The organism is Streptomyces sp. NPDC001904, from assembly GCF_040297005.1.
GTDB lineage: Bacteria > Actinomycetota > Actinomycetes > Streptomycetales > Streptomycetaceae > Streptomyces.
In genome coordinates, this window is record NZ_JBEOYI010000009.1 from 140,397 (window position 1) to 163,173 (window position 22,777).

General features: G+C 70.3%; 23 protein-coding genes and 1 pseudogene. 5 read left to right on the plus strand and 19 right to left on the minus strand.

What is annotated here, in order from left to right; all coding sequences use genetic code 11:
• Positions 1-18 precede the first annotated feature (18 nt).
• From ABT127_RS17330 to ABT127_RS17340, 3 genes are all read left to right on the plus strand, one after another.
• Positions 19-426 carry a VOC family protein gene (locus tag ABT127_RS17330; protein WP_351450226.1) on the plus strand — a complete coding sequence of 136 codons (408 nt, stop codon included), beginning with the start codon at positions 19-21 and terminating at the stop codon, positions 424-426.
• Positions 427-464: 38 nt separating this feature from the next.
• Complete coding sequence (locus ABT127_RS17335) at positions 465-1,616, plus strand: LOG family protein (RefSeq protein WP_351450228.1); 1,152 nt, start codon at positions 465-467, stop codon at positions 1,614-1,616.
• A 216-nt stretch (positions 1,617-1,832) separates the two neighbouring features.
• Entirely contained in the window at positions 1,833-2,438 is a 606-nt protein-coding gene (locus tag ABT127_RS17340) for an LAETG motif-containing sortase-dependent surface protein (protein ID WP_351450231.1), read from the plus strand.
• A 72-nt stretch (positions 2,439-2,510) separates the two neighbouring features.
• Here the strand turns inward: ABT127_RS17340 and ABT127_RS17345 are convergent, their stop codons facing one another.
• From ABT127_RS17345 to ABT127_RS17365, 5 genes are all read right to left on the minus strand, one after another.
• A complete protein-coding gene (locus tag ABT127_RS17345) occupies positions 2,511-3,575 on the minus strand; it encodes an ABC transporter ATP-binding protein (protein WP_351450234.1) in 1,065 nt (354 codons plus the stop codon).
• The gene (locus ABT127_RS17350) at positions 3,575-5,272 is read right to left on the minus strand and encodes an ABC transporter permease (RefSeq protein ID WP_502971724.1); all 1,698 of its coding nucleotides are present in this window, start codon (positions 5,270-5,272) and stop codon (positions 3,575-3,577) included. Before ABT127_RS17350 ends, ABT127_RS17345 begins: the two co-directional genes overlap by 1 nt.
• Complete coding sequence (locus ABT127_RS17355; protein ID WP_351450570.1) at positions 5,248-6,315, minus strand: thiamine ABC transporter substrate-binding protein; 1,068 nt, start codon at positions 6,313-6,315, stop codon at positions 5,248-5,250. The genes ABT127_RS17350 and ABT127_RS17355 overlap by 25 nt, the downstream gene beginning before the upstream one ends.
• A gap of 260 nt (positions 6,316-6,575) precedes the next feature.
• A complete protein-coding gene (gene rlmN, locus ABT127_RS17360) occupies positions 6,576-7,682 on the minus strand; it encodes a dual-specificity RNA methyltransferase RlmN (RefSeq protein WP_351450237.1) in 1,107 nt (368 codons plus the stop codon).
• Between the two features lie 243 nt (positions 7,683-7,925).
• Complete coding sequence (locus ABT127_RS17365) at positions 7,926-8,141, minus strand: DUF6243 family protein (protein WP_351450240.1); 216 nt, start codon at positions 8,139-8,141, stop codon at positions 7,926-7,928.
• Between the two features lie 270 nt (positions 8,142-8,411).
• On the opposite strand from ABT127_RS17365, the gene ABT127_RS17370 reads away from it, so the two are divergent.
• Entirely contained in the window at positions 8,412-8,951 is a 540-nt protein-coding gene (locus ABT127_RS17370; RefSeq protein ID WP_351450243.1) for a hypothetical protein, read from the plus strand.
• A 137-nt stretch (positions 8,952-9,088) separates the two neighbouring features.
• On the opposite strand, the gene ABT127_RS17375 is transcribed toward ABT127_RS17370, so the two are convergent.
• From ABT127_RS17375 to rpsB, 6 genes are all read right to left on the minus strand, one after another.
• Complete coding sequence (locus ABT127_RS17375; RefSeq protein ID WP_351450245.1) at positions 9,089-9,559, minus strand: hypothetical protein; 471 nt, start codon at positions 9,557-9,559, stop codon at positions 9,089-9,091.
• Between the two features lie 231 nt (positions 9,560-9,790).
• A complete protein-coding gene (locus ABT127_RS17380; RefSeq protein ID WP_351450247.1) occupies positions 9,791-10,996 on the minus strand; it encodes a phosphatidate cytidylyltransferase in 1,206 nt (401 codons plus the stop codon).
• 32 nt (positions 10,997-11,028) lie between these two features.
• Positions 11,029-11,586, minus strand: coding sequence for a ribosome recycling factor (frr, locus tag ABT127_RS17385; RefSeq protein ID WP_111668221.1), 558 nt, complete (start codon positions 11,584-11,586; stop codon positions 11,029-11,031).
• A gap of 182 nt (positions 11,587-11,768) precedes the next feature.
• Positions 11,769-12,542: a UMP kinase gene (gene pyrH, locus ABT127_RS17390; RefSeq protein ID WP_111668220.1), complete on the minus strand. Its 774-nt coding sequence runs from the start codon at positions 12,540-12,542 to the stop codon at positions 11,769-11,771.
• Positions 12,543-12,713: 171 nt separating this feature from the next.
• The gene (gene tsf, locus ABT127_RS17395) at positions 12,714-13,550 is read right to left on the minus strand and encodes a translation elongation factor Ts (RefSeq protein WP_351450249.1); all 837 of its coding nucleotides are present in this window, start codon (positions 13,548-13,550) and stop codon (positions 12,714-12,716) included.
• Positions 13,551-13,681: 131 nt separating this feature from the next.
• On the minus strand, positions 13,682-14,596 hold the full coding sequence (gene rpsB, locus ABT127_RS17400; RefSeq protein ID WP_351450252.1) for a 30S ribosomal protein S2: 915 nt from the start codon (positions 14,594-14,596) through the stop codon (positions 13,682-13,684).
• A 288-nt stretch (positions 14,597-14,884) separates the two neighbouring features.
• Between rpsB and ABT127_RS17405 the strand changes: the two are divergent.
• A pseudogene (locus ABT127_RS17405) lies at positions 14,885-15,364 on the plus strand (murein hydrolase activator EnvC family protein); the annotation flags it as partial.
• A 392-nt stretch (positions 15,365-15,756) separates the two neighbouring features.
• Here ABT127_RS17405 and ABT127_RS17410 read toward each other — a convergent pair.
• The 8 genes from ABT127_RS17410 to lepB form a co-directional block, all read right to left on the minus strand.
• Positions 15,757-16,314, minus strand: a complete 558-nt coding sequence (locus tag ABT127_RS17410) for a TetR/AcrR family transcriptional regulator (RefSeq protein WP_351450572.1) — start codon at positions 16,312-16,314, stop codon at positions 15,757-15,759.
• A gap of 178 nt (positions 16,315-16,492) precedes the next feature.
• Positions 16,493-17,332: an RNA polymerase sigma factor WhiG gene (gene whiG / locus ABT127_RS17415; protein WP_351450255.1), complete on the minus strand. Its 840-nt coding sequence runs from the start codon at positions 17,330-17,332 to the stop codon at positions 16,493-16,495.
• Between the two features lie 392 nt (positions 17,333-17,724).
• On the minus strand, positions 17,725-18,903 hold the full coding sequence (dprA, locus tag ABT127_RS17420) for a DNA-processing protein DprA (protein ID WP_351450257.1): 1,179 nt from the start codon (positions 18,901-18,903) through the stop codon (positions 17,725-17,727).
• On the minus strand, positions 18,900-20,519 hold the full coding sequence (locus ABT127_RS17425) for a YifB family Mg chelatase-like AAA ATPase (protein ID WP_351450260.1): 1,620 nt from the start codon (positions 20,517-20,519) through the stop codon (positions 18,900-18,902). The genes dprA and ABT127_RS17425 overlap by 4 nt, the downstream gene beginning before the upstream one ends.
• Complete coding sequence (locus ABT127_RS17430) at positions 20,519-20,974, minus strand: YraN family protein (RefSeq protein ID WP_351450575.1); 456 nt, start codon at positions 20,972-20,974, stop codon at positions 20,519-20,521. The genes ABT127_RS17425 and ABT127_RS17430 overlap by 1 nt, the downstream gene beginning before the upstream one ends.
• Positions 20,975-21,073: 99 nt before the next feature.
• Complete coding sequence (locus ABT127_RS17435) at positions 21,074-21,382, minus strand: DUF2469 domain-containing protein (RefSeq protein ID WP_005311352.1); 309 nt, start codon at positions 21,380-21,382, stop codon at positions 21,074-21,076.
• Positions 21,383-21,437: 55 nt separating this feature from the next.
• Entirely contained in the window at positions 21,438-21,956 is a 519-nt protein-coding gene (locus tag ABT127_RS17440; protein WP_351450263.1) for an NUDIX hydrolase, read from the minus strand.
• Complete coding sequence (gene lepB, locus ABT127_RS17445) at positions 21,949-22,686, minus strand: signal peptidase I (protein ID WP_351450265.1); 738 nt, start codon at positions 22,684-22,686, stop codon at positions 21,949-21,951. Before lepB ends, ABT127_RS17440 begins: the two co-directional genes overlap by 8 nt.
• Positions 22,687-22,777: the final 91 nt, after the last annotated feature.

Below are 22,777 nucleotides of genomic sequence, written 5' to 3' on the forward strand. Positions count from 1 at the left end.
GAAGGCGACGGACACCCCATGTACCAGCAGATGATCTTCGTGAATCTGGCCGTGAGCGACCTGGACGCCGCCAAGAAGTTCTTCACGGAGCTGGGCTTCACGATCAACCAGCAGTTCACCGACGAGACGGCCTCCGCCGTGGTCGTCAGCGACACCATCGTCCTGATGGTGATGACCAAGGAGAAGTACGCGGGCTTCACCCACAAGACCATCATCGACTCGACCACCGGCAGCGAGGTGCTGCTGTGCCTGAGCGCCGAGAGCCGCGAGAAGGTCGACGAGCTGGTCGAGAAGGCGATCGCCGCGGGCGGCACCGAGACCGGCGAGAAGCAGGACCACGGATTCATGTACGGCCGCTCCTTCGACGACATCGACGGCCACACCTTCGAGATCACGTGGATGGACCCGTCGGTGGTCGAGAGCTGACCAACTCCCCCGCGGAAGGCGGTGCTTAAGCTGGGCGGATGCCGACACCCACTGATCCCGCCCCGCCCAGCACCACGTCCGACCGCGAGATCGAAACGCTCGCCGAGTTCGACCGGGTCGTCGGGGACGGCGGCGGCCTCACCGGACACCGGGTGCAGGCCGTCGACCTGACGGCCCGTACGCCCGTCCTGCTCGACGCCGACGTCCAGGGCGCCATATTCCTCGGCTGCCCCATGGAGCCGGAGGCCGCCGCGCGTGTCAGAGAGCGCGGCGCCCTCGTCTTCCCGCCCGTGCCGGACCTCCCCTTCGACCCGTACCGCGGCCATGTCTACGCGCCCGACGAACTCTTCGCAGGTCTGGACACGGACGACGGGTACGAGGTGACGCCCGACGCCCGCGCCTACGACTGGTTCCAGCGCACCAAGGCCGACGGTGACGTCTTCGCCTCGATGCTGCGCGCCGTGCACGACGACTCGGTCTCCGACGCGCTCGACGAACTCCTCATCGGCGCCCGGGTCGTGGGCGTCATGGGCGGCCACGCGATGGCCCGCGGCACCGACGCGTACGAGGGCGCGGCCCGCCTGGGCCGGACACTCGCCCGCGCCGGACTCACCGTGGCGACCGGCGGCGGCCCGGGTGCGATGGAGGCGGCGAACCTGGGCGCGTACGCGGCCCCGTTCGACGACCCGATGCTCACCGAAGCGCTCCAACTCGTAGCGAAATGCCCGTCGTTCACGCCGTCGGTCACCGAGTGGGCCAGGGCGGCCTTCGAGGTCCGCACCCGCTGGCCGGACGGCGGCTCCTCGGTCGGCATCCCCACCTGGTTCTACGGCCACGAGCCGCCCAACCCGTTCGCTTCGCACCTCGCCAAGTACTTCGCGAACGCCACCCGCGAGGACGGGCTGCTCGCCCGCTCCAACGCCGGCGTGATCTTCCTGCCGGGCGCCGCCGGCACCGTCCAGGAGATCTTCGACAACGCCACCCCGAACTATTACGAGTCGCGGGGCGGGCCCACGCCGATGATCCTGGTCGGACGTGCGCACTGGACCGAGGAGTTGCCGGCGTGGCCGCTGCTCCAGGCGCTCGCGCGGGGCCGTTCCATGGAGTCGCGGATCGCTCTCGTCGACACGGTCGAGGAAGCCGGCGAGGCATTGAAACGGATCACCGGGTCAAGGGCGGGTCAAGACTGACTGCTGTGCCCAGTTTGTGCATTGACGTTGCGTCACGTGCACTTGTAAACGTGAGGTGACCGTGGGGGTCCCGTGGCGAGAGCCGAGTGCAGTCGCACAGCGCCCCCTCATCTCCACAAGATCCCGTGAAGGACAACAGTGTCCGTACCCCCCTCCCTTTCCTCCCGTATATCCGGCCGTGCCGGACGTATCGCCGGTGTCGCGTGCGCCGCGACCGTGCTGGCCGTCGGTGCCGCGGGCACCGCGTCGGCGTGCAACATCTCCGAGTTCACCGCTGCGGCGAGCTGCACCGGCGACAAGGGCGTCATCACCGTCACCGACAAGGACAGCTCGGGCACCCCGGCGACCGTCACCGTCTTCCTCCAGTCGAACGGCTCGGAGAAGGAGATCGGTTCGCAGGTCGTCAAGGGCACCGGCGAGGGCGCCACCATCACGTTCGAAGAGAACTGGGCGCCGAACGCGACGTACCGCATCCACGTCAAGACGGACAAGTACAACGTCGACGAGGACATCAAGGGCGGCGTCACCACGCCCGCCACGGCGTGCGCCACCGAGAAGCCGACCGAGAAGCCGACCCCGAGCGCGACGCCGACCTCGCCGGCGCCGAGCACCCCGGCCGAGTCGGCGAAGCCGAGCGCTTCGACGTCCACCTCGGCGGCCCCGGCCCCGGCCAACTCGGCCTCCCCGGCGGGCGACTCGAACCTGGCGGAGACCGGAGCCGACTCCAACACCGGCCTGTTCGCGGGCATCGCGGCGGCGCTGGTCGTCGCGGGCGGCGGCGTGGTGTTCGCGCTCCGCAAGCGTGGCGGCGCGAAGGCCTGATCCGCTTCAGCGGCCGTACGGGGCACCCGCAGGACCGGTGCCCGGTGCGGCCGCTTCTGCGTGTCCGGGTCTCTATGCGTCCGGGCCGGCCAGCGCCACGATCTCGTCCGCGTCGAAGGCGACGCCCACCTCGTCGCCCACCTCGGGCGCGTCCCGCAGCGCGCAGGCCGCCTCCAGCCGGGGCGCGGACGCGTCCACGGGGTGCAGGTGCAGCGCGACGTGCGTCCCCCGGAAGGTGCGGGCACTGACGGTGCACGTCACCTGGGCCTCGTCCGCGGGCACCAGCCGCACGCCGGCGGGCCGCACGAGGAGGTGCCCCGCCCCCTGCGCCGTCCCGGCGGGCACCGGCACCTTGCCCCAGGGCGTGTCGGCGACCTCGCCGGAGACCGTCGCCGCCACCACGTTGTCGAAGCCGAGGAAGCGCGCCACGAACTCGTCGGCCGGCCGCTGCCACACCTCGAGGGGCGTACCGGACTGGGCGATCCGCCCGTCCCGCATCACCACGACCCGGTCGGCCAGCGCGAACGCCTCCCCCTGGTCGTGGGTGACGGCGAGCACGGTCGTCCCCAGCTCGCCGAACAGCTCCCGCAGTTCGACCACCAGCCGCTCCCGCAGCGACCGGTCGAGCTGCCCGAGCGGCTCGTCCAGCATCAGCAGCCGGGGCCGCGGTGCGAGGGCTCTGGCCAGGGCGACGCGCTGCTGCTCACCTCCGGAGAGCGCGGCGGCGGCCCGCCGCTCGGCGCCGGGCAGCCCGACGAGGGCGAGCAACTCCCCCACCCGTTCGGCCTGTTCGGCCTTCGAGGCGCCGTGCATGCGCAGCCCGAAGGCGACGTTGCCGCCGACGTCGCGCTGCGGGAACAGCTGGTGGTCCTGGAACATCAGGCCCACGCCCCGCTTGTGCGCGGGCACGCCGCGCTGATCGCGCCCGGCGAGCAGCACCCGCCCGGAGTCGAGGTCCTGAAGCCCCGCGACGGCCCGCAGCAGCGTCGACTTCCCGCTGCCGCTGGGCCCGAGGACACACACGATCTCGTGCTCGGCGACCTCCAGACCGACCGCGTCGAGCACGGCACGGCCGCCGAACCGTACGGTGGCGTCGCCCAGTTCCAGCAGAGGCGGCGATTGCGGCGAGGGCGCCATCAGAACTCCCCGGTCGTGGCCTTCGCAGGCCGGATGCGTTCGAGCAGCAGCAGGCAGACGGCGCAGACGAGCATCAGGATCGTCGAGAGGGCCATCGCCTGCCCGTAGTTGAGGTCACCGGCCCGCCCGAGGAGGCGGGCCACGGCGACGGGCAGGGTCGGGTTGTCGGGCCGCGCGATGAACACGGTCGCCCCGAACTCGCCGAGCGAGACGGCGAAGGCGAAGCCGGCGGCGACGAGCAGCGCCCGCCGCACCATCGGCAGGTCGACCTCCCGCCAGGCCCGCAGCGGTGAGGCGCCGAGCACGGCGGCGGCCTCGCGCAGCCGCCCGTCGACGGCACGCAGCACCGGCAGCATGGTCCGTACGACGAAGGGCACGCCCACGAGCGCCTGGGCCAGCGGCACCAGGATCCAGGAGGCCCGCAGGTCGAGCGGCGGCTTGTCGAGGGTGATGAGGAACCCGAAGCCGACGGTCACCGCGGACACGCCCAGCGGCAGCATCAGCAGGGCGTCGAACCCGCGCACGAGCCGCCCGGCCCTGCGGGTCAGCGCCGCCGCCGCGAGGCCGCCGATCAGCAGCGCGATGGCGGTGGCGGCGAGCGCGTACTCCAGCGAGTTCCCGATGGCATCGATCGGCGGGACGAGGAAGGTCCCGCCGTCGGACGACAGCAGCGCCCGGTAGTAGCCGAACCCGAAGCCGTCCGCCGTGTCGAACGAGCGCAGCACCAGCACGCCCAGCGGGAGCAGGACCAGGACGACGACGCTCGCCAGCACCCCGCCGAGCAGGGCCCACTGTCCGGCGCCGCGCGGCCGCCGGGCGGTCTGCGCGGCGTCGACGAGCCGCAGGGCGCTCTCCCGTCGCCGCACGGTCCAGGCGTGCACGGCGAGGATCAGCCCCACGGCGGCGAACTGCACGAGGGTGAGCACGGCGGCGGTCTGCAGGTCGAAGATCTGCGCGGTCTGCCGGTAGATCTCGACCTCCAGCGTCGAGAACCCGGGCCCGCCGAGGATCTGCACGACGCCGAACGAGGTGAAGGTGAACAGGAACACCATCAGCGCGGCGGCCGCGACGGCGGGTCCGAGCGCGGGCAGCGTCACCTTCCGCCAGGCGGCCAGGCGCGAGGCGCCGAGCATCCGGGCGGCCTCCTCCTGGCGCGGGTCGAGCTGGGCCCACAGGCCGCCCACGGTCCGTACGACGACCGCGTAGTTGAAGAAGACGTGCGCCAGCAGGATCGCCCACACGGTGGTGTCGAGCCGCACCCCCCACAGCTCGTCGAGCAGCCCGCCCTGCCCCAGGAGGGCGAGGAAGGCGGTGCCGACGACGACGGTCGGCAGCACGAAGGGCACGGTCACGACGGCCCGCAGCACCTGCTTGCCGGGGAAGTCCAGGCGCGCGAAGACATAGGCGCCGGGCAGCGCGACCAGCAGCGTGAGCGCGGTCGACGCGAGCGCCTGCCACACGGTGAACCACAGCACGTGCCGGATGTCGGACTGCCCGAGCACCTCGGTGATCCGCCCGAACTGCCAGCCGCCGCCGACGTGCAGCCCGCGCTCGACGATCGCGACGACGGGATAGGCGAAGAAGACCCCGAAGAACACGACGGGCAGGGCCATGAGGCCGAGCCGGGCCGTGTTCCCCGCGGGCGTCTTCGCGACCGGGTCGGCCTTCGCGGCTACTTCAGTACGAGCGAGGTCCACGACTTGACCCAGTCGTCACGGTGGTCGGCGATCGTGCGCGGCGCCATCGTCTCGGGGGCGTCGACCGGAACCGCGTACTTGGTGTACTCGGCGGGCGCGGTGGCGTTCTTCGTCACCGGGTCGACGAACATGTTGAGCGGCATGTCCTCCTGGAACTTCTTGGAGATCAGGAAGTCGATGAGCGCCTGACCGCCCTTCTCGTTCTTCACGCCGTCGAGCAGCCCGGCGAACTCGATCTGCCGGAAGCAGGTCCCCTTCGCCACGCCGACCGGCGAGGTCTTCGGCTGCGGGTCGGAGTAGATGGCCTCGACCGGCGGCGACGACGCGTAACTCACGACGAGCGGCCGCTCACCGCCCGCCTTCTTGCCGCCGGCGCTGCCGCTGAACTCCTCGTTGTAGGCCTGCTCCCAGCCGTCGACGACCTTCACGCCGTTGGCCTTGAGCTTCTTCCAGTACGCCTGCCAGCCGTCGTCGCCGTACCGCGCGGCCGTGCCGAGCAGGAAGCCGAGCCCGGGCGACGAGGTGGACGCGTTCTCGGTGACGAGGAGGTCCTTGTACGCGGGCTCGGCCAGGTCGGCGAAGGAGGACGGCGGAGTCAGATGGTGATCCACGAAGTACTTCTTGTCGTAGTTCACGCAGATGTCGCCGGTGTCGATCGGCGTGACCCGGTGCTTGCCGGCGTCGAGCTGGTACTGGCTCTTCACCTGGTCCAGGCCCTTGGCCTCGTAGGAGGCGAAGACGCCGTTGTCGAGGGCGCGGGAGAGCAGGGTGTTGTCGACGCCGAAGAAGACGTCGCCCTGCGGGTTGCCCTTGGACAGAATGGCCTTGTTGACGGCCTCTCCGGCATCGCCGTCCTTGAGGACCCTCACCTTGTAGCCGGAGGTCTTCTCGAAGTCTGCGAGCACGCTCTTGGAGACGGCCCACGAGTCGTGGCTGACGAGCGTGACGGTCTTGGAGCCGCCGTCCGCGCCCGCGGTGTCCGAGGACGACCCGCACGCGGACAGCGTGACGAGGCCGAGCCCCACCGACACGGCCACGACCATGTGTGTCTTCTTGCTCACTTGTTTTCCTCCTGGGGGTGTCCAGGAAGAGACGCGGCCCTGCCCCGGGGCCTCGACGGCCTCAGGGCAGGGCGCAACAGCTTGAGTGGTGACCGAACTTCCTACCCAGAATGACCTGGGCAAGGTTCAGAGGGTCTGCGGCCCGCCATATGTCTGGCTACCGCACTCTCAGCGCTGTGGCGCTCCCCTGTCGGAATATGAAGATGTATGTACGAGTGTATGTACGAGGTACGGGTGCCAGGCTACCGCTCGGTCGCCGCGAGCTGACCACACGCCCCGTCGATCTCCTGACCGCGGGTGTCGCGCACGGTCACGGGCACCCCGTGCGCGGCGATCGCCTCGACGAACGCCTTCTCGTCCTCGGGCCGCGACGCCGTCCACTTCGACCCGGGCGTCGGGTTCAGCGGAATGAGATTGACGTGCACCGGCTTGCCGCGGAGCAGCCGCCCGAGCCGGTCACCGCGCCACGCCTGGTCGTTGATGTCCCGGATGAGCGCGTACTCGATGGAGAGCCGGCGCCCGGACTTGGCCGCGTACTCCCACCCGGCGTCGAGCACCTCGCGCACCTTCCACCGGGTGTTGACCGGTACGAGGGTGTCGCGCAGCTCGTCGTCGGGGGCGTGCAGCGAGATCGCGAGGCGGCACTTGAAGCCCTCGTCGGCGAACCGGTGGATGGCGGGCACGAGTCCCACGGTCGACACGGTGATACCGCGCTGGCTCAGCCCGAGCCCGTCCGGCTCGGGATCGGTGAGCGCCCGGATGGCGCCGACGACCCGCTTGTAGTTGGCGAGCGGCTCGCCCATCCCCATGAACACGATGTTGGACAGCCGCGCGGGCCCGCCGGGGATCTCCCCGTCCCGCAGCGCGCGCATCCCGTCGACGATCTGGTGCACGATCTCGCCGGTCGACAGGTTCCGGTCGAGCCCGGCCTGCCCGGTGGCGCAGAACGGACAGTTCATCCCGCATCCGGCCTGCGACGAGATGCACATCGTCACCCGGTCCGGGTACCGCATGAGGACCGACTCGACGAGCGTCCCGTCGAACAGCCGCCACAGCGTCTTGCGCGTGGTGTCCTGGTCGGTCGACAGATGCCGTACGACGGTCATCAGCTCGGGCAGCAACGCCTCCCGCAGCTTCTCGCGCGACCCGGCAGGGATGTCGGTCCACTGCTCGGGGTCGTGCGCGTACCGCGCGAAGTAGTGCGTCGACAGCTGCTTGGCACGGAACGGCTTCTCGCCAACAGCAGCGACAGCCTCCTTCCGCTCCGCAGGCGTCATATCGGCAAGGTGCCGCGGCGGCTTCTTGGCTCCGCGGGGGGCGACAAAGGTGAGTTCTCCGGGCTTAGGCATGGCTGTACCAGTGTCGCAGATGGATGGGGCTGACCTGAGGCCGTCGCTCTGGGCATCTGTCACTGTCGGTCGCCGCCGGTCACTCCTGAGCGCCTGGGGCGGCCCGGGGACGGCCCGAAACTCTCGGCCCACCCACGGTCTGACCAGCTGGCATCGCGCTGTTCCACAGATCGAGCAGGGCCCGGACCACGCGTCGCGGTCCGGGCCCTGCCCCGTGCAATGCCGCCCTGCGGCGGTGGTGCGTCAGCTCTGTGCGGTGTCGTCGCCCGCCTGACCGGTGCCCTCGGCCGCGCCTGTCTTCTCGCGCATCTTGCGCAGCAGCTCCGCCTTCTGGTCGGCCGCGCGCTGGCGGTCGAGGTTGCGGTGCGGACCGTTGTTCTGCCGTTCGGCGCGCGACTGCTTCTTGCGCTGGCCGCCGCCCTGGCCCACGGGGTTGTTGATGTTCTTGCTGTCGGTCACGGGTTCTCCCGGTGGTGATGTGAGGTGATCTACGGATTCATCGGTGGGGGACGGGCGGCGACGTCGAAGAACGTCGGCAGGGGCCCGTCACGCTCTCACTCGTAAATCGGCGTCTGGAAGAACATGACAAGGACGTTACCCGGTTTGGTCGGCCCCGCGCGCCGGCCTTTTCGGTTCGCCCGACGTCGGCCGGCCCTTCGGCGAGCGCCCGCGACAGGACGGCCGGCCAAACGAGTTAGCGGATATCGGACATCGGGGTAACACTCATCGATGGACTGGATATCACCGGTAAGCACCTTGGCAGGTGCTGTGGTCGGCGTGGGGTCCGCGCTGATCGCCGACCGCATCCGATGGCGTCGCGACCAGGTGCGAGAAGCGGCACAGACCCGTAGAACCGTGTATTCGGATTTCCTGATGGCGCTGAGCAGCGGCCACTCGAACTTGCGGAGCGTGGTTCTGCAGCCCGACCGCCCGTGTGGCGATGCCCTCTACGGCGCGCTCCACCAAGCGCTCGACAGCGCCGGCATCTGGCGCCTGAGACAGAACCTCTCACTCACCGCCTCAGCCGAGATCATCATGCTCGCAGAGAAGACATGCGACGCCCTGGCGACGATGCGCGACCGACTCATCGAGGAGCCCGACATACGGAGTGACGCCTACCGAGTCTGCCGCGCAGATCTCTGGCGAGAGAACGCGCACCTGCGTGAGGCCATGCGGAAGGATCTTGGCATGGACGGCCCCCCAGACCCCGAAGTGGGCCAGTACCGTCTGTCGGACCAGCGCAGATACCGGACGGACGTCCGGCCCTGACTCAATCCGCTCCACTGCAACCAGGGCGCCGATAACGGCCAAACGCACAGTCAGAGACCTTGCGACGCTGGATATCCGCGAGTTCTCCTGGCGGCCACTGAGGAGCACCGGCTCTCTCTCAGCGCTCGAACCCGGCCTCAGCCTCCGTAGCGGTTCCGCAGGTCGGTCGTGACGCCCGACATGATGCTTGCCGCCTGCTGCGGGGAGGTCTCTCGAAGCGGCATCTCGACCTGGGGGTCATAGGCCGTCAGACCGGTCTCCTTCTCCACGAGCGCGGAGAGGGCAAAGAGCGTCCCCAGGACTGTTCCAGCAGCGTCCCCGGCGTGCCAGTAGGGCACCGTGATGGTGAGCTCGTCGCCGAACACGGAGAGGTCGATGCCGGTGCCGGAGTGGCTGAGGTCACGTGATTCCTGTTCGTACTCGGTGATGTCCACATCTCCGAGCAGCGCACGAGCCTGCGGCACTATCCGCTGCCACGCTTCGAGGAGCTCGGCGGGGATCGGCGCGCTGTCCCCGGCTGCGGCCTCGGCCGCGGCCTCGGCGGCTTCCAGGACGTCGTCCCATGACTGACGCGCGTCTCGCCGCAAAAAGTAGATGTCGTAGCTCATCGCGAGATCGTAGAGCCGGTGAGCACCTCATGATCCGCTGCGCGAAGAGCCGGCGACGAGGGCGATCCTGTGGACCGGCGCATCATCTCGTGCACGCCCGGGACCGCCCCGACTCGGTCGTCACCGCCGCCACCAGCGACATGCTCACCGGATCGTCCCGCTCGGCGCCGTCACCGCAGCAACGAGGGGCGGGCGCCCGCAGGCGCCCGCCCCTCATCAGGTTCGTTCGGCTCAGGCCGATCCGACGAACAGCACCAGCAGCAGCCACACCACCGGCGCCGTCGGCAGCAGGGAGTCCAGGCGGTCCATGATGCCGCCGTGGCCCGGGAGCAGGGTTCCCATGTCCTTGATGCCGAGGTCGCGCTTGATCATGGACTCGCCGAGGTCGCCCAGGGTCGCGCTGGCCGCGACGCAGGCGCCGATCACCAGGCCCTGCCACCACGTTCCGTCGTCGATCAGGAACTGCATGCACAGAACGCCCGCCACCATCGCGAACAGCACCGCGCCGAAGAGGCCCTCGCGGGTCTTTCCGGGGCTGATGCGCGGCGCCAGCTTGTGCTTGCCGAAGCGCCAGCCGATCGCGTACGCGCCGGTGTCGCTGACCACCGTCAGGATCAGGAAGGTCAGGACCCGCCAGGCCCCGTCGTCCGCGGTGAGCATCATCGCCACGAACGTCGCGAGGAACGGGACGTAGAAGGCGGCGAAGACCCCGGCCGTCACGTCCTTCAAGTAGCCGTCGGGCGGCTCGGTCATCCGCCACACCAGGACGGCGAGCGCGGTCAGCGCCATGGCCACCCACGCGCCCTCGGGCCCGCGGACGTAACCGGCGACGACCATCGCCGCGCCACCGACGGCCAGCGGCACGAGCGGCGCCTTGATGCCCTTGCGCTCGTCGAGTCGCGAGGTGAGCTCCCACAGACCCACGACGACGGCGACCGCTATCACGCCGACGAACACCGCTTTGACGATGAACAGCGACGCGATGATCACGGCACCGAGCCCGACACCGACCCCTATGGCCGCGCCGAGATCCCGCCCCGCGCTCTTCTTCTGCCGAGGCTGAGGCTGGGGCTGCGGCTCGGGCTGGGAGTGAGGTGCTGCGCCGGTCATGGGCTCCTGCGGGGTCTGCGACGACGGCGCCGGCCGCTCGGCCTGCGGGGTCGCCTCGTCGCGGAACAGGGGACCGCTCAGCCGAGCAGCCCCCCGGTCGTCCTGGTTGTCACCGCCACCGGCGGGCACGTCGGGCATATCGGGCACGATGGGCATGGGCCGAGTCTCCTCAACCGCGTGCCGTTCGTACGCGGGACCCGCCGGAGCGCGTCCCTGGTCGTACGAGGGGCCCTGACCGTACGCGGGACCTGCCGGGCCGCGGTTCTGATCAGCGGGCCCCCAGTACCCGGGCCCGGTCTGCGGCGCCCCCCAGGAAGAGTCGTTCACGGATTCCTCGAACCTCGATGTTCCGCTCGGCTTCAGACTTCGAGCAGCTCGGCTTCCTTGTGCTTGAGCAGCTCGTCCACCTGGGCCACGTACTTGGCGGTGGTGTCGTCCAGCTCCTTCTCGCCGCGACGCCCCTCGTCCTCGCCGATCTCGCCGTCCTTGATCGCCTTGTCGATGGCTTCCTTGGCCTTGCGGCGGACGGAGCGGATGGACACCTTGCTGTCCTCCGCCTTGCCCTTGGCGACCTTGATGTAGTCGCGGCGGCGCTCCTCGGTGAGCTCGGGGAACGTCACACGAATGATGTTGCCGTCGTTGCTCGGGTTGACGCCGAGGTCCGAGTCACGGATCGCCTGCTCGATGTTGCGCAGCGCGCTCTTGTCGAACGGGGTCACCACGGCCATGCGCGGCTCCGGCACCGAGAAGGAGGCCAGCTGGTTGATCGGCGTCAGCGCGCCGTAGTAGTCGGCCACGATCTTGTTGAACATCGCCGGGTGCGCACGGCCGGTGCGGATCGCGGCGAAGTCCTCCTTGGCGACCACGACCGCCTTCTCCATCTTCTCCTCGGCCTCGAGGAGGGTCTCTTCGATCACCACTTGCTCCTGCGTGTCTTGAGTGAGGCCCGGCGTGCACGGGGCGGCCGGCTGCGTCGCGTCTGTTGCTTCTCCCGCACGGTGTGCCCGCGCGGCTTCCTGCGGTGTCCTGCGCTGTCCTTGCACGGTGTCCGACCGGCAGGACATTGTCCATCCCCTGCGGGGTGTTGCGGACCTGAGGGTCAGGCGCGGGTGCCCTGCTCGCCCACCAGCGTCCCGATCTTCTCACCCTTGACGGCGCGCGCGATATTGCCCGACGTGAGGAGCTCGAAGACGAGGATCGGCAGCTTGTTGTCACGGCAGAGGGTGATGGCGGTCATGTCGGCGACCTTCAGGTCGCGCGTGATGACCTCGCCGTAGCTGAGCGCGTCGAACTTCACGGCCCCGGGGTTGGTCTTCGGGTCCGAGTCGTAGACACCGTCGACACCGTTCTTGCCCATGAGCAGCGCCTCGGCGTCGATCTCGAGGGCGCGCTGCGCGGCGGTGGTGTCGGTGGAGAAGTACGGCATGCCCATGCCGGCACCGAAGATGACGACGCGGCCCTTCTCCAGGTGGCGCACGGCGCGCAGCGGGATGTACGGCTCGGCGACCTGGCCCATGGTGATGGCGGTCTGGACGCGGCTGTCGATGCCCTCCTTCTCCAGGAAGTCCTGGAGGGCCAGGCAGTTCATGACCGTACCGAGCATGCCCATGTAGTCCGAACGGGCCCGGTCCATGCCGCGCTGCTGGAGCTCGGCACCGCGGAAGAAGTTGCCGCCGCCGATGACGACGGCGATCTGCGCCCCGTCGCGGACGACGGCCGCGATCTCACGGGCGATGGCGTGCACCACGTCGGGGTCGACACCCAGACCTCCGCCCCCGGCGAACGCCTCACCGGAGAGCTTCAGCAGAAAGCGCCCCGCGCCTTTGCCGTCGTCGCTCTTGTCGCCCTTGTCTGCTGCCTGGGTGCTGGTCATGGATTCTCGCCTCTTCTTGCTTGGCACACATACGAAGAAGGCCATTGCCGATGGGGTGTTTCGCATCCCATATGCGGCAATGGCCTCCTCGTCACATCTGCGGTCGTCCGGTGCGTACCCGGGCGACTGCTGTCGACCCTATAGGGGTCTCGCGTCGGGCGCGGTACGGACTCAGATGCCGACCTTGATGCGCGAGAAGCGCTTCAGGGTGACACCGGCCTCCTGGAGGACCTTCTCGACCGACTTCTTGTTGTCGAGCGCGTACGGCTGACCGAGGAGGGTGGCCTCCTTGAAGAAGCCGTTGACGCGACCCTCGACGATCTTCGGGAGCGCGGCCTCGGGCTTGCCCTCGGCGCGGGTGGTCTCCTCGGCGACGCGGCGCTCGGACTCGACGACCTCGGCCGGGACGTCGTCCTTGGTGAGGTACTTCGGCGCGAAGGCGGCGATGTGCTGCGCGACACCCTTGGCGAGGTCGGCGTCGGCCTTGTCCAGCTCGACCAGAACACCGATCTGCGGGGGCAGGTCGGGCATGGTGCGGTGCATGTAGGCGGTGACGTACGCGCCGGAGAACTGGGCGAAGCGCTCCAGGACGATCTTCTCGCCCAGGGTGGCGTTGGCCTCGTCGACGTACGCCTGGACGGTCTTGCCGGCCTCGATCTCGGAGGCGAGCAGGGCGTCGATGTCGGCGGGCGACGTCTTGGCGATGTGCGCGGCCAGCTCGTTGGCGACGGCCTGGAACTTCTCGCCCTTGGCGACGAAGTCCGTCTCGCACTTCAGCTCGACGATGACGCCGGTGGAGTTGTCGTCGGCGATGAGGGAGACGACAGCGCCGTTCTCGGCGGAGCGGCCCTCGCGCTTGGCGACGCCCTTCTGGCCCTTGATGCGCAGCGCCTCGACGGCCTTGTCGACGTTGCCCTCGGCCTCGTCGAGCGCCTTCTTGCAGTCCATCATGCCGGCGCCCGTGAGCTCACGGAGCTTCTTGACGTCAGCGGCGGTGTAGTTCGCCATGATCCTGGTTTTCTCTCTACGAAGTCTGAAGTGTCTGACGACGGAAGGTCACGCACGGACGGCCACGGGTGAACGGCGGGGGCCGAAGAAGGCCCCCGCCGTGTCACTCATGAAACCGAATTCCGTGCGGGTCAGGCCTGCTCGGCAGCCGGAGCCTCGGCAGCGGGGGCCTCAGCAGCAGGGGCCTCGGCGGCGGGCGCCTCGGCAGCGGCGTCGGCGGCCGGAGCGGCCTCCTCAGCCTTCTCCTCGGTCTTCTCGTCGGCCTTCTTCTCACCCTCGAGCAGGTCGCGCTCCCACTCGGCGAGCGGCTCGCCCTGGGCCTTCTCGCCCGGCTTCGAGTCGCCGGTGGCGACGCCGGAACGGGCGATGAGGCCCTCGGCGACGGCGTCGGCGATCACGCGGGTGAGCAGGGTGACGGAGCGGATCGCGTCGTCGTTGCCCGGGATCTTGTAGTCGACCTCGTCGGGGTCACAGTTCGTGTCGAGGATCGCGACGACCGGGATGTTGAGCTTCCGGGCCTCGCCGACAGCGATGTGCTCCTTCTTGGTGTCCACGATCCAGACGGCGCTGGGAACCTTGGACATCTCGCGGATACCGCCGAGGGTCTTCTCCAGCTTGGCCTTCTCGCGCGAGAGCACGAGAAGCTCCTTCTTGGTGAGACCGGACGCGGCGACGTCCTCGAAGTCGATCTGCTCGAGCTCCTTGAGGCGCTGCAGACGCTTGTAGACGGTCGAGAAGTTGGTGAGCATGCCGCCCAGCCAGCGCTGGTTCACGTAGGGCATGCCGACGCGGGTCGCCTGCTCGGCGATGGCCTCCTGCGCCTGCTTCTTCGTACCGACGAACATGACCGTGCCGCCGTGGGCGACGGTCTCCTTGACGAACTCGTAGGCGCGGTCGATGTACGACAGCGACTGGAGCAGGTCGATGATGTAGATGCCGTTGCGCTCCGTGAAGATGAAGCGCTTCATCTTCGGGTTCCAACGACGGGTCTGGTGACCGAAGTGGACGCCGCTCTCCAGCAGCTCCCGCATCGTGACGACGGCCATGGCCGTACTCCTCTGAGTGTTCTCGGTTGTTTCCTGACGTCCCGAGCGCGCCTGCCTCGTGCGTGAGCACGGGACCGAAAGGCGCTGACACGAACCCGGAAGGCTCGGTGTCGGGGCGTGCGAAGTCGATCCGGTGGCCCGGATCGCCACATGAAGTGTACGGGACCCTGGAGGTACCGGGTGACGCCGCTGTCCACAACCGCCCGGTAGTCCACGTTTCCCGGCCAAGATCCCCCGGGACGAGCGTGGTCGCGGATCATTCCGGCCATGCGACGACTACTGTGCGTGATGTTTTTGCTGGCGGCGCTGTCCGTCGGGACACCGGTGCACGCGGCCGATCTCTGGCCGGTGGGCGACCGCCCCGCGGTGGTACGCGCCTGGTCCCCGCCGGCATCACCCTACGGCCCGGGCCACCGCGGTGTGGACCTCGCGACCCCGATCGGCGCCCCGGTGCGGGCACAGGCCGCCGGCCGGATCGCCTTCGCGGGCCGGGTGGCGGGCCGGGGCGTGGTGTCCGTGGAACTGACGGGCACCGGGGACCCACCTCTGCGTACGACATACGAGCCGGTGGCGGCGACGGTACGCAAGGGCGACGAGGTCGCCCCCGGCACCGTGCTCGGCACCGTGGAACTCCCGACGGGCCACTGCCCACCGGCAGCCCCGTCGTGCCTGCACTGGGGCCTGATCAGGGGCGACACGTACCTGGACCCCCTGTCCCTGCTGGCTCCGTCCGCGACCCGGCGCGGCCCGGCCCGCCTGCTGCCCGTGTGGGACATCGGCCCCGCGGCACTCTGGAGCGACGACCTGCCGACGACTCCCCCGCCGGGTCTGTCCACGTGGCTCGGCCGCCCGCCACCGACAACCCGGCTCGGCCCCGTCACCGTGAACGATCTGCCGCCGACAGTTCTGCTCGGCCCGCCCGGCTCGGGCTTCCCGCCACCATGGGCAAGGCGGTATCCCGCCGCGGGGTGAGCGCTCCGGGCAAGGTCCAGGCACGGCCGGCCCGGAGCGGGATGAGCCCTACAGAGCGGCTCGGCGACGACGGACCCTGTGCAGGATGAGCCCCACGGAAGGGCCTGGCCAGAGTCGGCCCGGCGCGGGGCGAGGGCTCCGAAGGGGTCCGACCACGGCCGACCCGGCTCCGGAGCGCGCAGCGGGCCTCAGCCCTGAACGCCCCGCAACACCATGGCCACGGCCGCATCCACGATCACGTCCGGCTCCTCGGCGGCCCCGAGCTCGATCCGCCGCACCGCCGCGTCGACGACCCCCTGCACCAGCATCGCCGCCAGCCGCGGCTGCCCGTGCCCGATCTCCCCGAGCGCCTCGACGATCATCGCGACGAGCCCGCCGTGCGCGGCCCGGATCTTCTCCCGGGCCCCCGCGTCCAGCTCGCTCGCGGAGATGGCGACGACCGCGCGGTGCCGCCGGTCACCGACCAGCGCGAGCTGCTCGCGCACATACGCCTCGACCTTGCCCTGGGGCGTCGCGGCCCGCGCCATGCCGGCCTCGACCTCGGCGGCCCACACCGGGAAGTCGACGGCGCACAGCTCCTCGACCACGGCCGCGCGGGACTTGAAGTACTCGTACACGGACGACCGCGCGAGCCCCGTCCGCTCCGCGAGCGCGGGGAACGTCAGTGCGTCCGTCCCACCCTCGGACAGCAGGGAACGCGCGGCATCCAGAAGAGCCGCGCGCTGCATCGACCGGTGCTCGGCCACAGAGGCCGCTCGAATCCTTGGCACACATCCACTGTACGGACGCGCCGCCCACTACGGGAGCCTCAGCGGACATGGCGACCCGCCACCCACCCGCCGCGGGCCACCGGTCACAGTCAGGCGACCTGGGCCGGCACATCGCGGCAGGGACGATTCACCAGCACCTGCCGCCCGAACACCCTCAGCGTCCGAAACTCGCCAGCTTCGCGCGCAGCTGCAACACCGACTTCGTGTGGATCTGGCTGACCCGGCTCTCCGTCACGCCCAGCACGTTGCCGATCTCGGCGAGGGTCAGCCCCTCGTAGTAGTAGAGCGTGACGACCGTCTTCTCCCGCTCGGGCAACGTGTTGATCGCCCGCGCCAGCAGCCGCCGCAGCTCACGGTCCTCGGCGACCTCCACCGGATTGTCGGCGGCCTGGTCCTCCAGGGTGTCCATGAGGCTGAGCCGGTCGCCGCCCTCGCCCCCGACGTGCAGCAGCTCCTCGAGCGCCACCACGTTCGCCAACGACAACTGGCTGAAAACGGCGTGCAGTTCCTCCAGCGCGACGCCCATTTCCTCGGCCACCTCGCTCTCCGAGGGAGAGCGTCGCAGCTTGGCCTCCAGCGTGGCGTAGGCCCGCTCCACGTTGCGCGCCTTCTGCCGCACGGAACGGGGAATCCAGTCCAGGGCGCGCAGTTCGTCGATCATGGCGCCGCGGATCCGGGTGATCGCGTACGTCTCGAACTTGATCTCCCGCTCGATGTCGAACTTCTCGATCGCGTCGATCAGCCCGAACACCCCGGACGAGACGAAGTCGGCCTGCTCGACATTGGGCGGCAGCCCGACGCTCACCCGGCCCGCGACGTACTTCACCAGCGGCGAGTAGTGCAGGATCAACTGCTCCCGCAGACGCTCGTCGCCCGTCGCCTTGTACGACCTCCACAGCTCCTCGAGCGAGGAGGGGGCCGGTGGCCGCACGCTGGAGCCGCGGGCTGCAGGGGGAACCGCCGCCCGGTCGGATCCAGAGGTGTGCTGTGGCATGCGCCGCCTTGTGCCGTTCTGCTGCTTGCCGAGTGAGTCGGAGAGGGTGCCCCGGGTCTGGGCCGGAGCCTGGACCTGAGTGCCCGTGGTCCGGGTCGTGGGAGCCGCTGGGATCTTTTTGCTGGTGAAGATGGAGTGTTGCCCGTCTAGTGATGACTGGTACCGAGCTGCCTGCCTGATTACGGATTGAGGTGACGAACCCGAATCCTGGTGAGCGTAGCGTGACTGCGGCGTCGCAGTGTGCGAAGGGTAGGGGGTCATATGCGCGCAGATACGTTCCCCTGGGCGACTTGCGCCGACGGTTCCGGTTCCGAACGCGATCGGGACGGAACGTCAACTGCCGGAATTGCCAAGGTCATCGAGGGGTCATCCGGACGGCGCAACCCCGTGGATCAGGATTCGCCTCCGTCCGTCAAGACCGACCGAATCGCCTGGCGTGTCAACTTCCAGCCGTCGCCGTGTCGTTCGACGAACCCCAACGAGCGCAGTTCGTACAACCGACCGGTCGTGTCGTCGTCGGTCGCACCGGCCTCCCGAGCGATCTCGGCGAGCGTCCGGGTCCCCCGCGCCGGCAGCGCCGCCAGCACACGCGCGGTGGCCGCGGCCAGCAGGTCGCGCGGCACCACGGGGCCGCGCCGCTCCGGGGCGAGCTCCCCCATCTCGCCGACCAGCTCGACGACCTCCTCGGCGTCCGTCACCAGCACCCCCTCCTTGCGCAACAGTTCGTGGACCCCGGCGGAGACGGCGCTGGTCGCGGGGCCCGGTACGCCCATCACGTGCCGCCCGAGACGCAGCGCCCAGCGGGCCGTGCCGAGCGCGCCGCTGCGGTAGGCCGCTTCGACGACGACCGTGCCGCGGGTGAGTGCGGCGATCACCCGGTTCCGCAGAATGAAGCGGCTGGGCGTGGGATGGGCCCCGGGTGGCAACTCACCCACCACGAGACCCTGTTCCGCGACCCGGTCGATCAACTGCTCGTGCCCGCGCGGATAGGAGCGATCGATGCCGCAGGCGAGGACGGCCACCGTGGCCCCGGTGGCACCGAGGGCACCGCGATGGGCCGCGGCGTCGATCCCGTACGCGCCGCCCGAGACGACCACCCAGCCGCGCTCGGCGAGCCCGGCGCCGAGGCTCGCGCCCATCCGCACCCCGTAGTCCGTGCAGGCCCGCGCGCCCACGAGGGCCACCGAGCGCAGGGCCCACATCCGCAGGGAAGGGCCGCCGCGCACCCACAGCCCGAGGGGCCGCGCGTCCCCCAGGTCGTCCAGCTGTCCCGGCCACTCGGGATCCCCCGGGCACACGAAACGTGCCCCGAGCCGGTCGGACCGCGTCAGATCGAGCTCCGCGGGCGGCGCCTCCCTGGCCCGCGCGACCAGCCCCGCCCAGCGCGCCTCGCGCACCCCGGGCAGCGCCGGATCCGTCACCCCCTCGTCGGCCTCGTCGATGCGCCGGACCGTCTCCACCGCCCCGAACTCCCGCAACCAGCGGCCGACCGGCTCCCAACCCGGCTCGACGATCCGGGTCAGCCGGGCCCGCGCGAGCCGCACCTCGTCCGGGACGCCCCGCCCGGTCACGCGCCGGACCCGATCGTCATGGGCGCCCCGCGCGAGATCCCGGTCCGCAGTTGCAGGGCGAGCGCCACGTCCTGGGCGCAGGGCCGGTCGCGGCCACCGAGGTCGGCCACGGTCCAGGCCACCCGCAGCACCCGGTCGAGCCCGCGTGCGGTCAGGAAGCCGCGCTCCAGGTCCAGTTCGGCCTCGTCCAGGGCGCCCGGGGCGGCCGGCCACCGGGTGCGCAGCGCGTGCCCGGGGACTTCGCTGTTGGTCCGCCACGGGGACTCCGCGAACCGGGCCGCCGCCCGCTCCCTGGCCTCGCGCACCCGGTCGGCGACGACCTGGGTGGAGTCGCCGCGCGGGCCGTACCCGGCCAGTTCGTTGCGCGTGACGGGGTCCACCTCGACGCGCAGGTCGACCCGGTCGAGCAGCGGTCCGGAGAGCCGGGCCTGATAGCGCCGGACCGCGGCCGGCGGGCAGTCGCACTCGCCTCCGTGGACCCGGAACATCCCGCAGGGACAGGGGTTCGCGGCGAGCGCCATCAGAAAGCGGGCGGGCAACCGCACCACTCCGGCGCTGCGGGCGATGACGACATGGCCCGCCTCCAGCGGCTGTCGCAGGGCGTCGAGCGCCTGTCCGCTGAACTCCGGCGCCTCGTCGAGGAAAAGCACACCGCGGTGGGACAGCGAGACGGCCCCCGGCCGCGCCGTCCCCGGTCCGCCGCCGACGAGGGACTGCATGGTCGCCGAGTGGTGGGGCGCGCAGTACGGCGCGATGTCGATCATCGACTTGCCCGGCGGCAGCATGCCCGCCACCGAGTGGATCGCGGTGACCTCCAGTGACTCCTCGCGGGTGAGCCGGGGCAGGATCGCGGGCAGTCGCTCGGCGAGCATGGTCTTGCCCGCGCCCGGCGGCCCCGACAGCATCACGTGGTGGCCGCCCGCGGCGGCGACCTCGATCGCGGTGCGGGCCGACAGTTGTCCGACGACATCGGCGAGGTCCAGCCCCGGCCCGTCGTGCGGCAGGCCGCCGATCCCGGCACCCGCCCCGCTGCCGGGCATGCTCAGTCCGGCCAGCATCGGATCGGGGCGGCCGTGCGTCTCCGGCTCCTCGTCCGGCACCGGCTCATCCGCCAGCACCGCGATGAGCTGGCGCAGGCTGCGCACGCCGAGGACGGAGATCCCCGGCACGAGCGCGGCCTCGCCCGCCGTGGACTCCGGGACCACCACCTGCTCATAGCCCGCGTCGGCCGCGGCGAGCACGGCCGGGAGCACCCCGCGCACCGGCCGCACCCGGCCGTCGAGCCCCAGCTCCCCGATCATCACGATGTCGGCGAGGATCCTCGGGTCGATCCGCTCGGCCGCGCCCAGTACGGCGCACGCGACAGCGAGATCGAAACCCGAACCGCTCTTGGGCACGGACGCCGGGCTGAGCCCCACGGTGAGCTTCTTCTGCGGCCAGTCCGCGCCCGAGTTGACCACGGCGGCCCTGACCCGGTCCCGGCTCTCCACCAGGCTCTTGTCGGGCAGCCCCACGAGCGTGAACGCGGCGACTCCCGGCTCCAGGTCGGCCTGCACCTCGACGACGACGCCCTCGACACCCACCAGGGCCACGGAACACGTGCGTGCGAATCCCATCAGGACACCCCCCGCACATGCTCGACGCGGGGCGCGCCGCGCTCCGGCAGCAGGACGCCGACGAGATCGATGCGCACTCCGCCGGGTGGCGCCCCGCCGTGCTCCTGCACCCATCGCTCGGCGAGGTCGCGCAGCCGCCGTGCCTTGACCGGCGTGATGGAGGCCATCGGGTCCTCGAAGGCCTTGCCCCGGCCCGCGCCGCCCACGGCCCGGCGGGTCTTGACCTCGCACACGACGACCGCGTCGCCGTCCCGCGCCACGATGTCGATCTCGCCCGACCGGCCCGCGCGCCAATTGCGCGCCAGCACCGTCATCCCGGCCTCGGCCAGCCGCCTCGCGGCCAGGTCCTCGCCGTACTTTCCCAGTGCGCTCTGTGCGTTCACGTCGGCACCACCTCCGACGCCCACGCTGACGCAGCGGCGACCAGGAAGTGGATCTTGGTGAACTACCGGCAGGTTGTGGAAAACCCCGCCACCCACCGAAGTGAGGGTCACCCACCGAAATGGGCGCCACCCACCGGAAAATCAGCGCACCGGAGGCTCAGCGCACCGGGCTCAGCTCCCCGGAAGCTCCAGGTCGCTCTTGTTCAGTTCCTCGATATTCACGTCCTTGAACGTGAGAACGCGAACCTGCTTCACGAACCTGGCGGGCCGGTACATGTCCCACACCCAGGCGTCCGCCATCGACACCTCGAAGAACACCTCACCCTGAACCGAGTGCACCTGCATCTCGTAGTCGTTGGTGAGGTAAAAACGCCGCTCGGTCTCGATCACATATTTGAACAGACCGACGACGTCGCGGTACTCCCGGTAGAGCTTCAGCTCCATCTCGGTCTCGTACTTCTCGAGGTCCTCGGCGCTCATGGCATGTTCCCCTTCAGCCGTGCGTCCCCCTATTGTGCGCCAGTCTCTGGGGCCTCTAGACGATTTCCGTGTCGAGGACCAGCGGCCGGCTCGGGGGACCTTCGTCGAACAGCCGGTTCAGCAGTTCGGCGAGTCTGGTCGGATACACCGTCTCATGCGCTTCGGCCAGTTCCCGGTACGTCCACCAGCGTGCTCCGACGACGCTGCGTCGTTCCAGGTCGGTGAGGCCCGTTTCATTGATCATCGGCCCTGCGTCCGAGGACACCCGACTCCGGGTGCGGGCCAGGAAATACCACTCGTCCTGGTCCCAGCGCCGCCCGTCGAACGGGAAGGAGCATGTGCGCTCCCACAGCACCGGGCCCAGCTCGACGTCCGTGAGGCCGGTCTCCTCGGCCAGTTCCCTCAGCGCGGCCTGCTCACGCGTCTCGTCGCCCTCCAGACCGCCGCCCGGGGTGAACCACCAGTCGTTCGCCGGGTCGTCCGGCTCGTGCCCGTGCAGCAGCAGGATGCGGTTCTCCGGGTCGAGCAGCACGACCCGGGCCACCCTGCGCAGCTCGTCGCCCGACTCAGGCACGGACCGGCTCCGTCCGGGGCCGTGAGCGCCGCGAGCGCTTCGCGATCGGGCCGTACGCGGCCCCGCCCAGCACCAGCACGGCGCCGCCCACCACCGCGTACACGATCCACTTGAGCGGTCCGGGGTGCGAGATCCCGCCGGGCATCGTCTCGAAGCCGGTGGGCTTGGCCAGCATGCCGTTCAGGGGCCAGGCCACCGCGTCCACGCGGGCCTGCACGGCGCCGCGCTCCACCGAGCCGTGCTCCGAGTCGCCGAGGTGGACGGTGGAGTCCAGGGAGCCGCTGCGCTCGTCACCGAGCAGGAACAGCCTGCCCTTGGGCACCGTCGTCGTCTTGATGCCGGTGAGCGAGGCGCTCTTGCCGGCCGGCAGATACGGTTCGTCGATCTTCTTGCCGTTGACGGTCAGCTTGCCGTCGGTGCAGCAGGCGATCTTGTCGCCGCCGATCCCCACGACCCGCTTCACCATCGGCAGGTCGCCCCAGGTCGCCTCCTGGAAGACGACGACGTCACCGCGCTTGACCACGCTGCCGTCGATCCGCTGCGCGAGGACCCGGTCGCCCGCGCCGATCGTCGGCGTCATCGAATCGGTGGGCACCGTGTACGGCTGGTACACAAAGGCGCCCCACACGAATCCGCCGAGGAACAGCACACAGCCGAGGGCCACGGCTATGCCCGACAGCACGCTGCCGGCCTTGCCGCGGCCCTCGTCCGTACGACGTGTCCTGCTCATCCCAGTTGCTCCCCCGCGTCGGAGAAATCGACCTCGCGGCCCGGCCCCGCAATGGCGCGGACCACGGAAGATCGGCGATCTGGGACGGCAC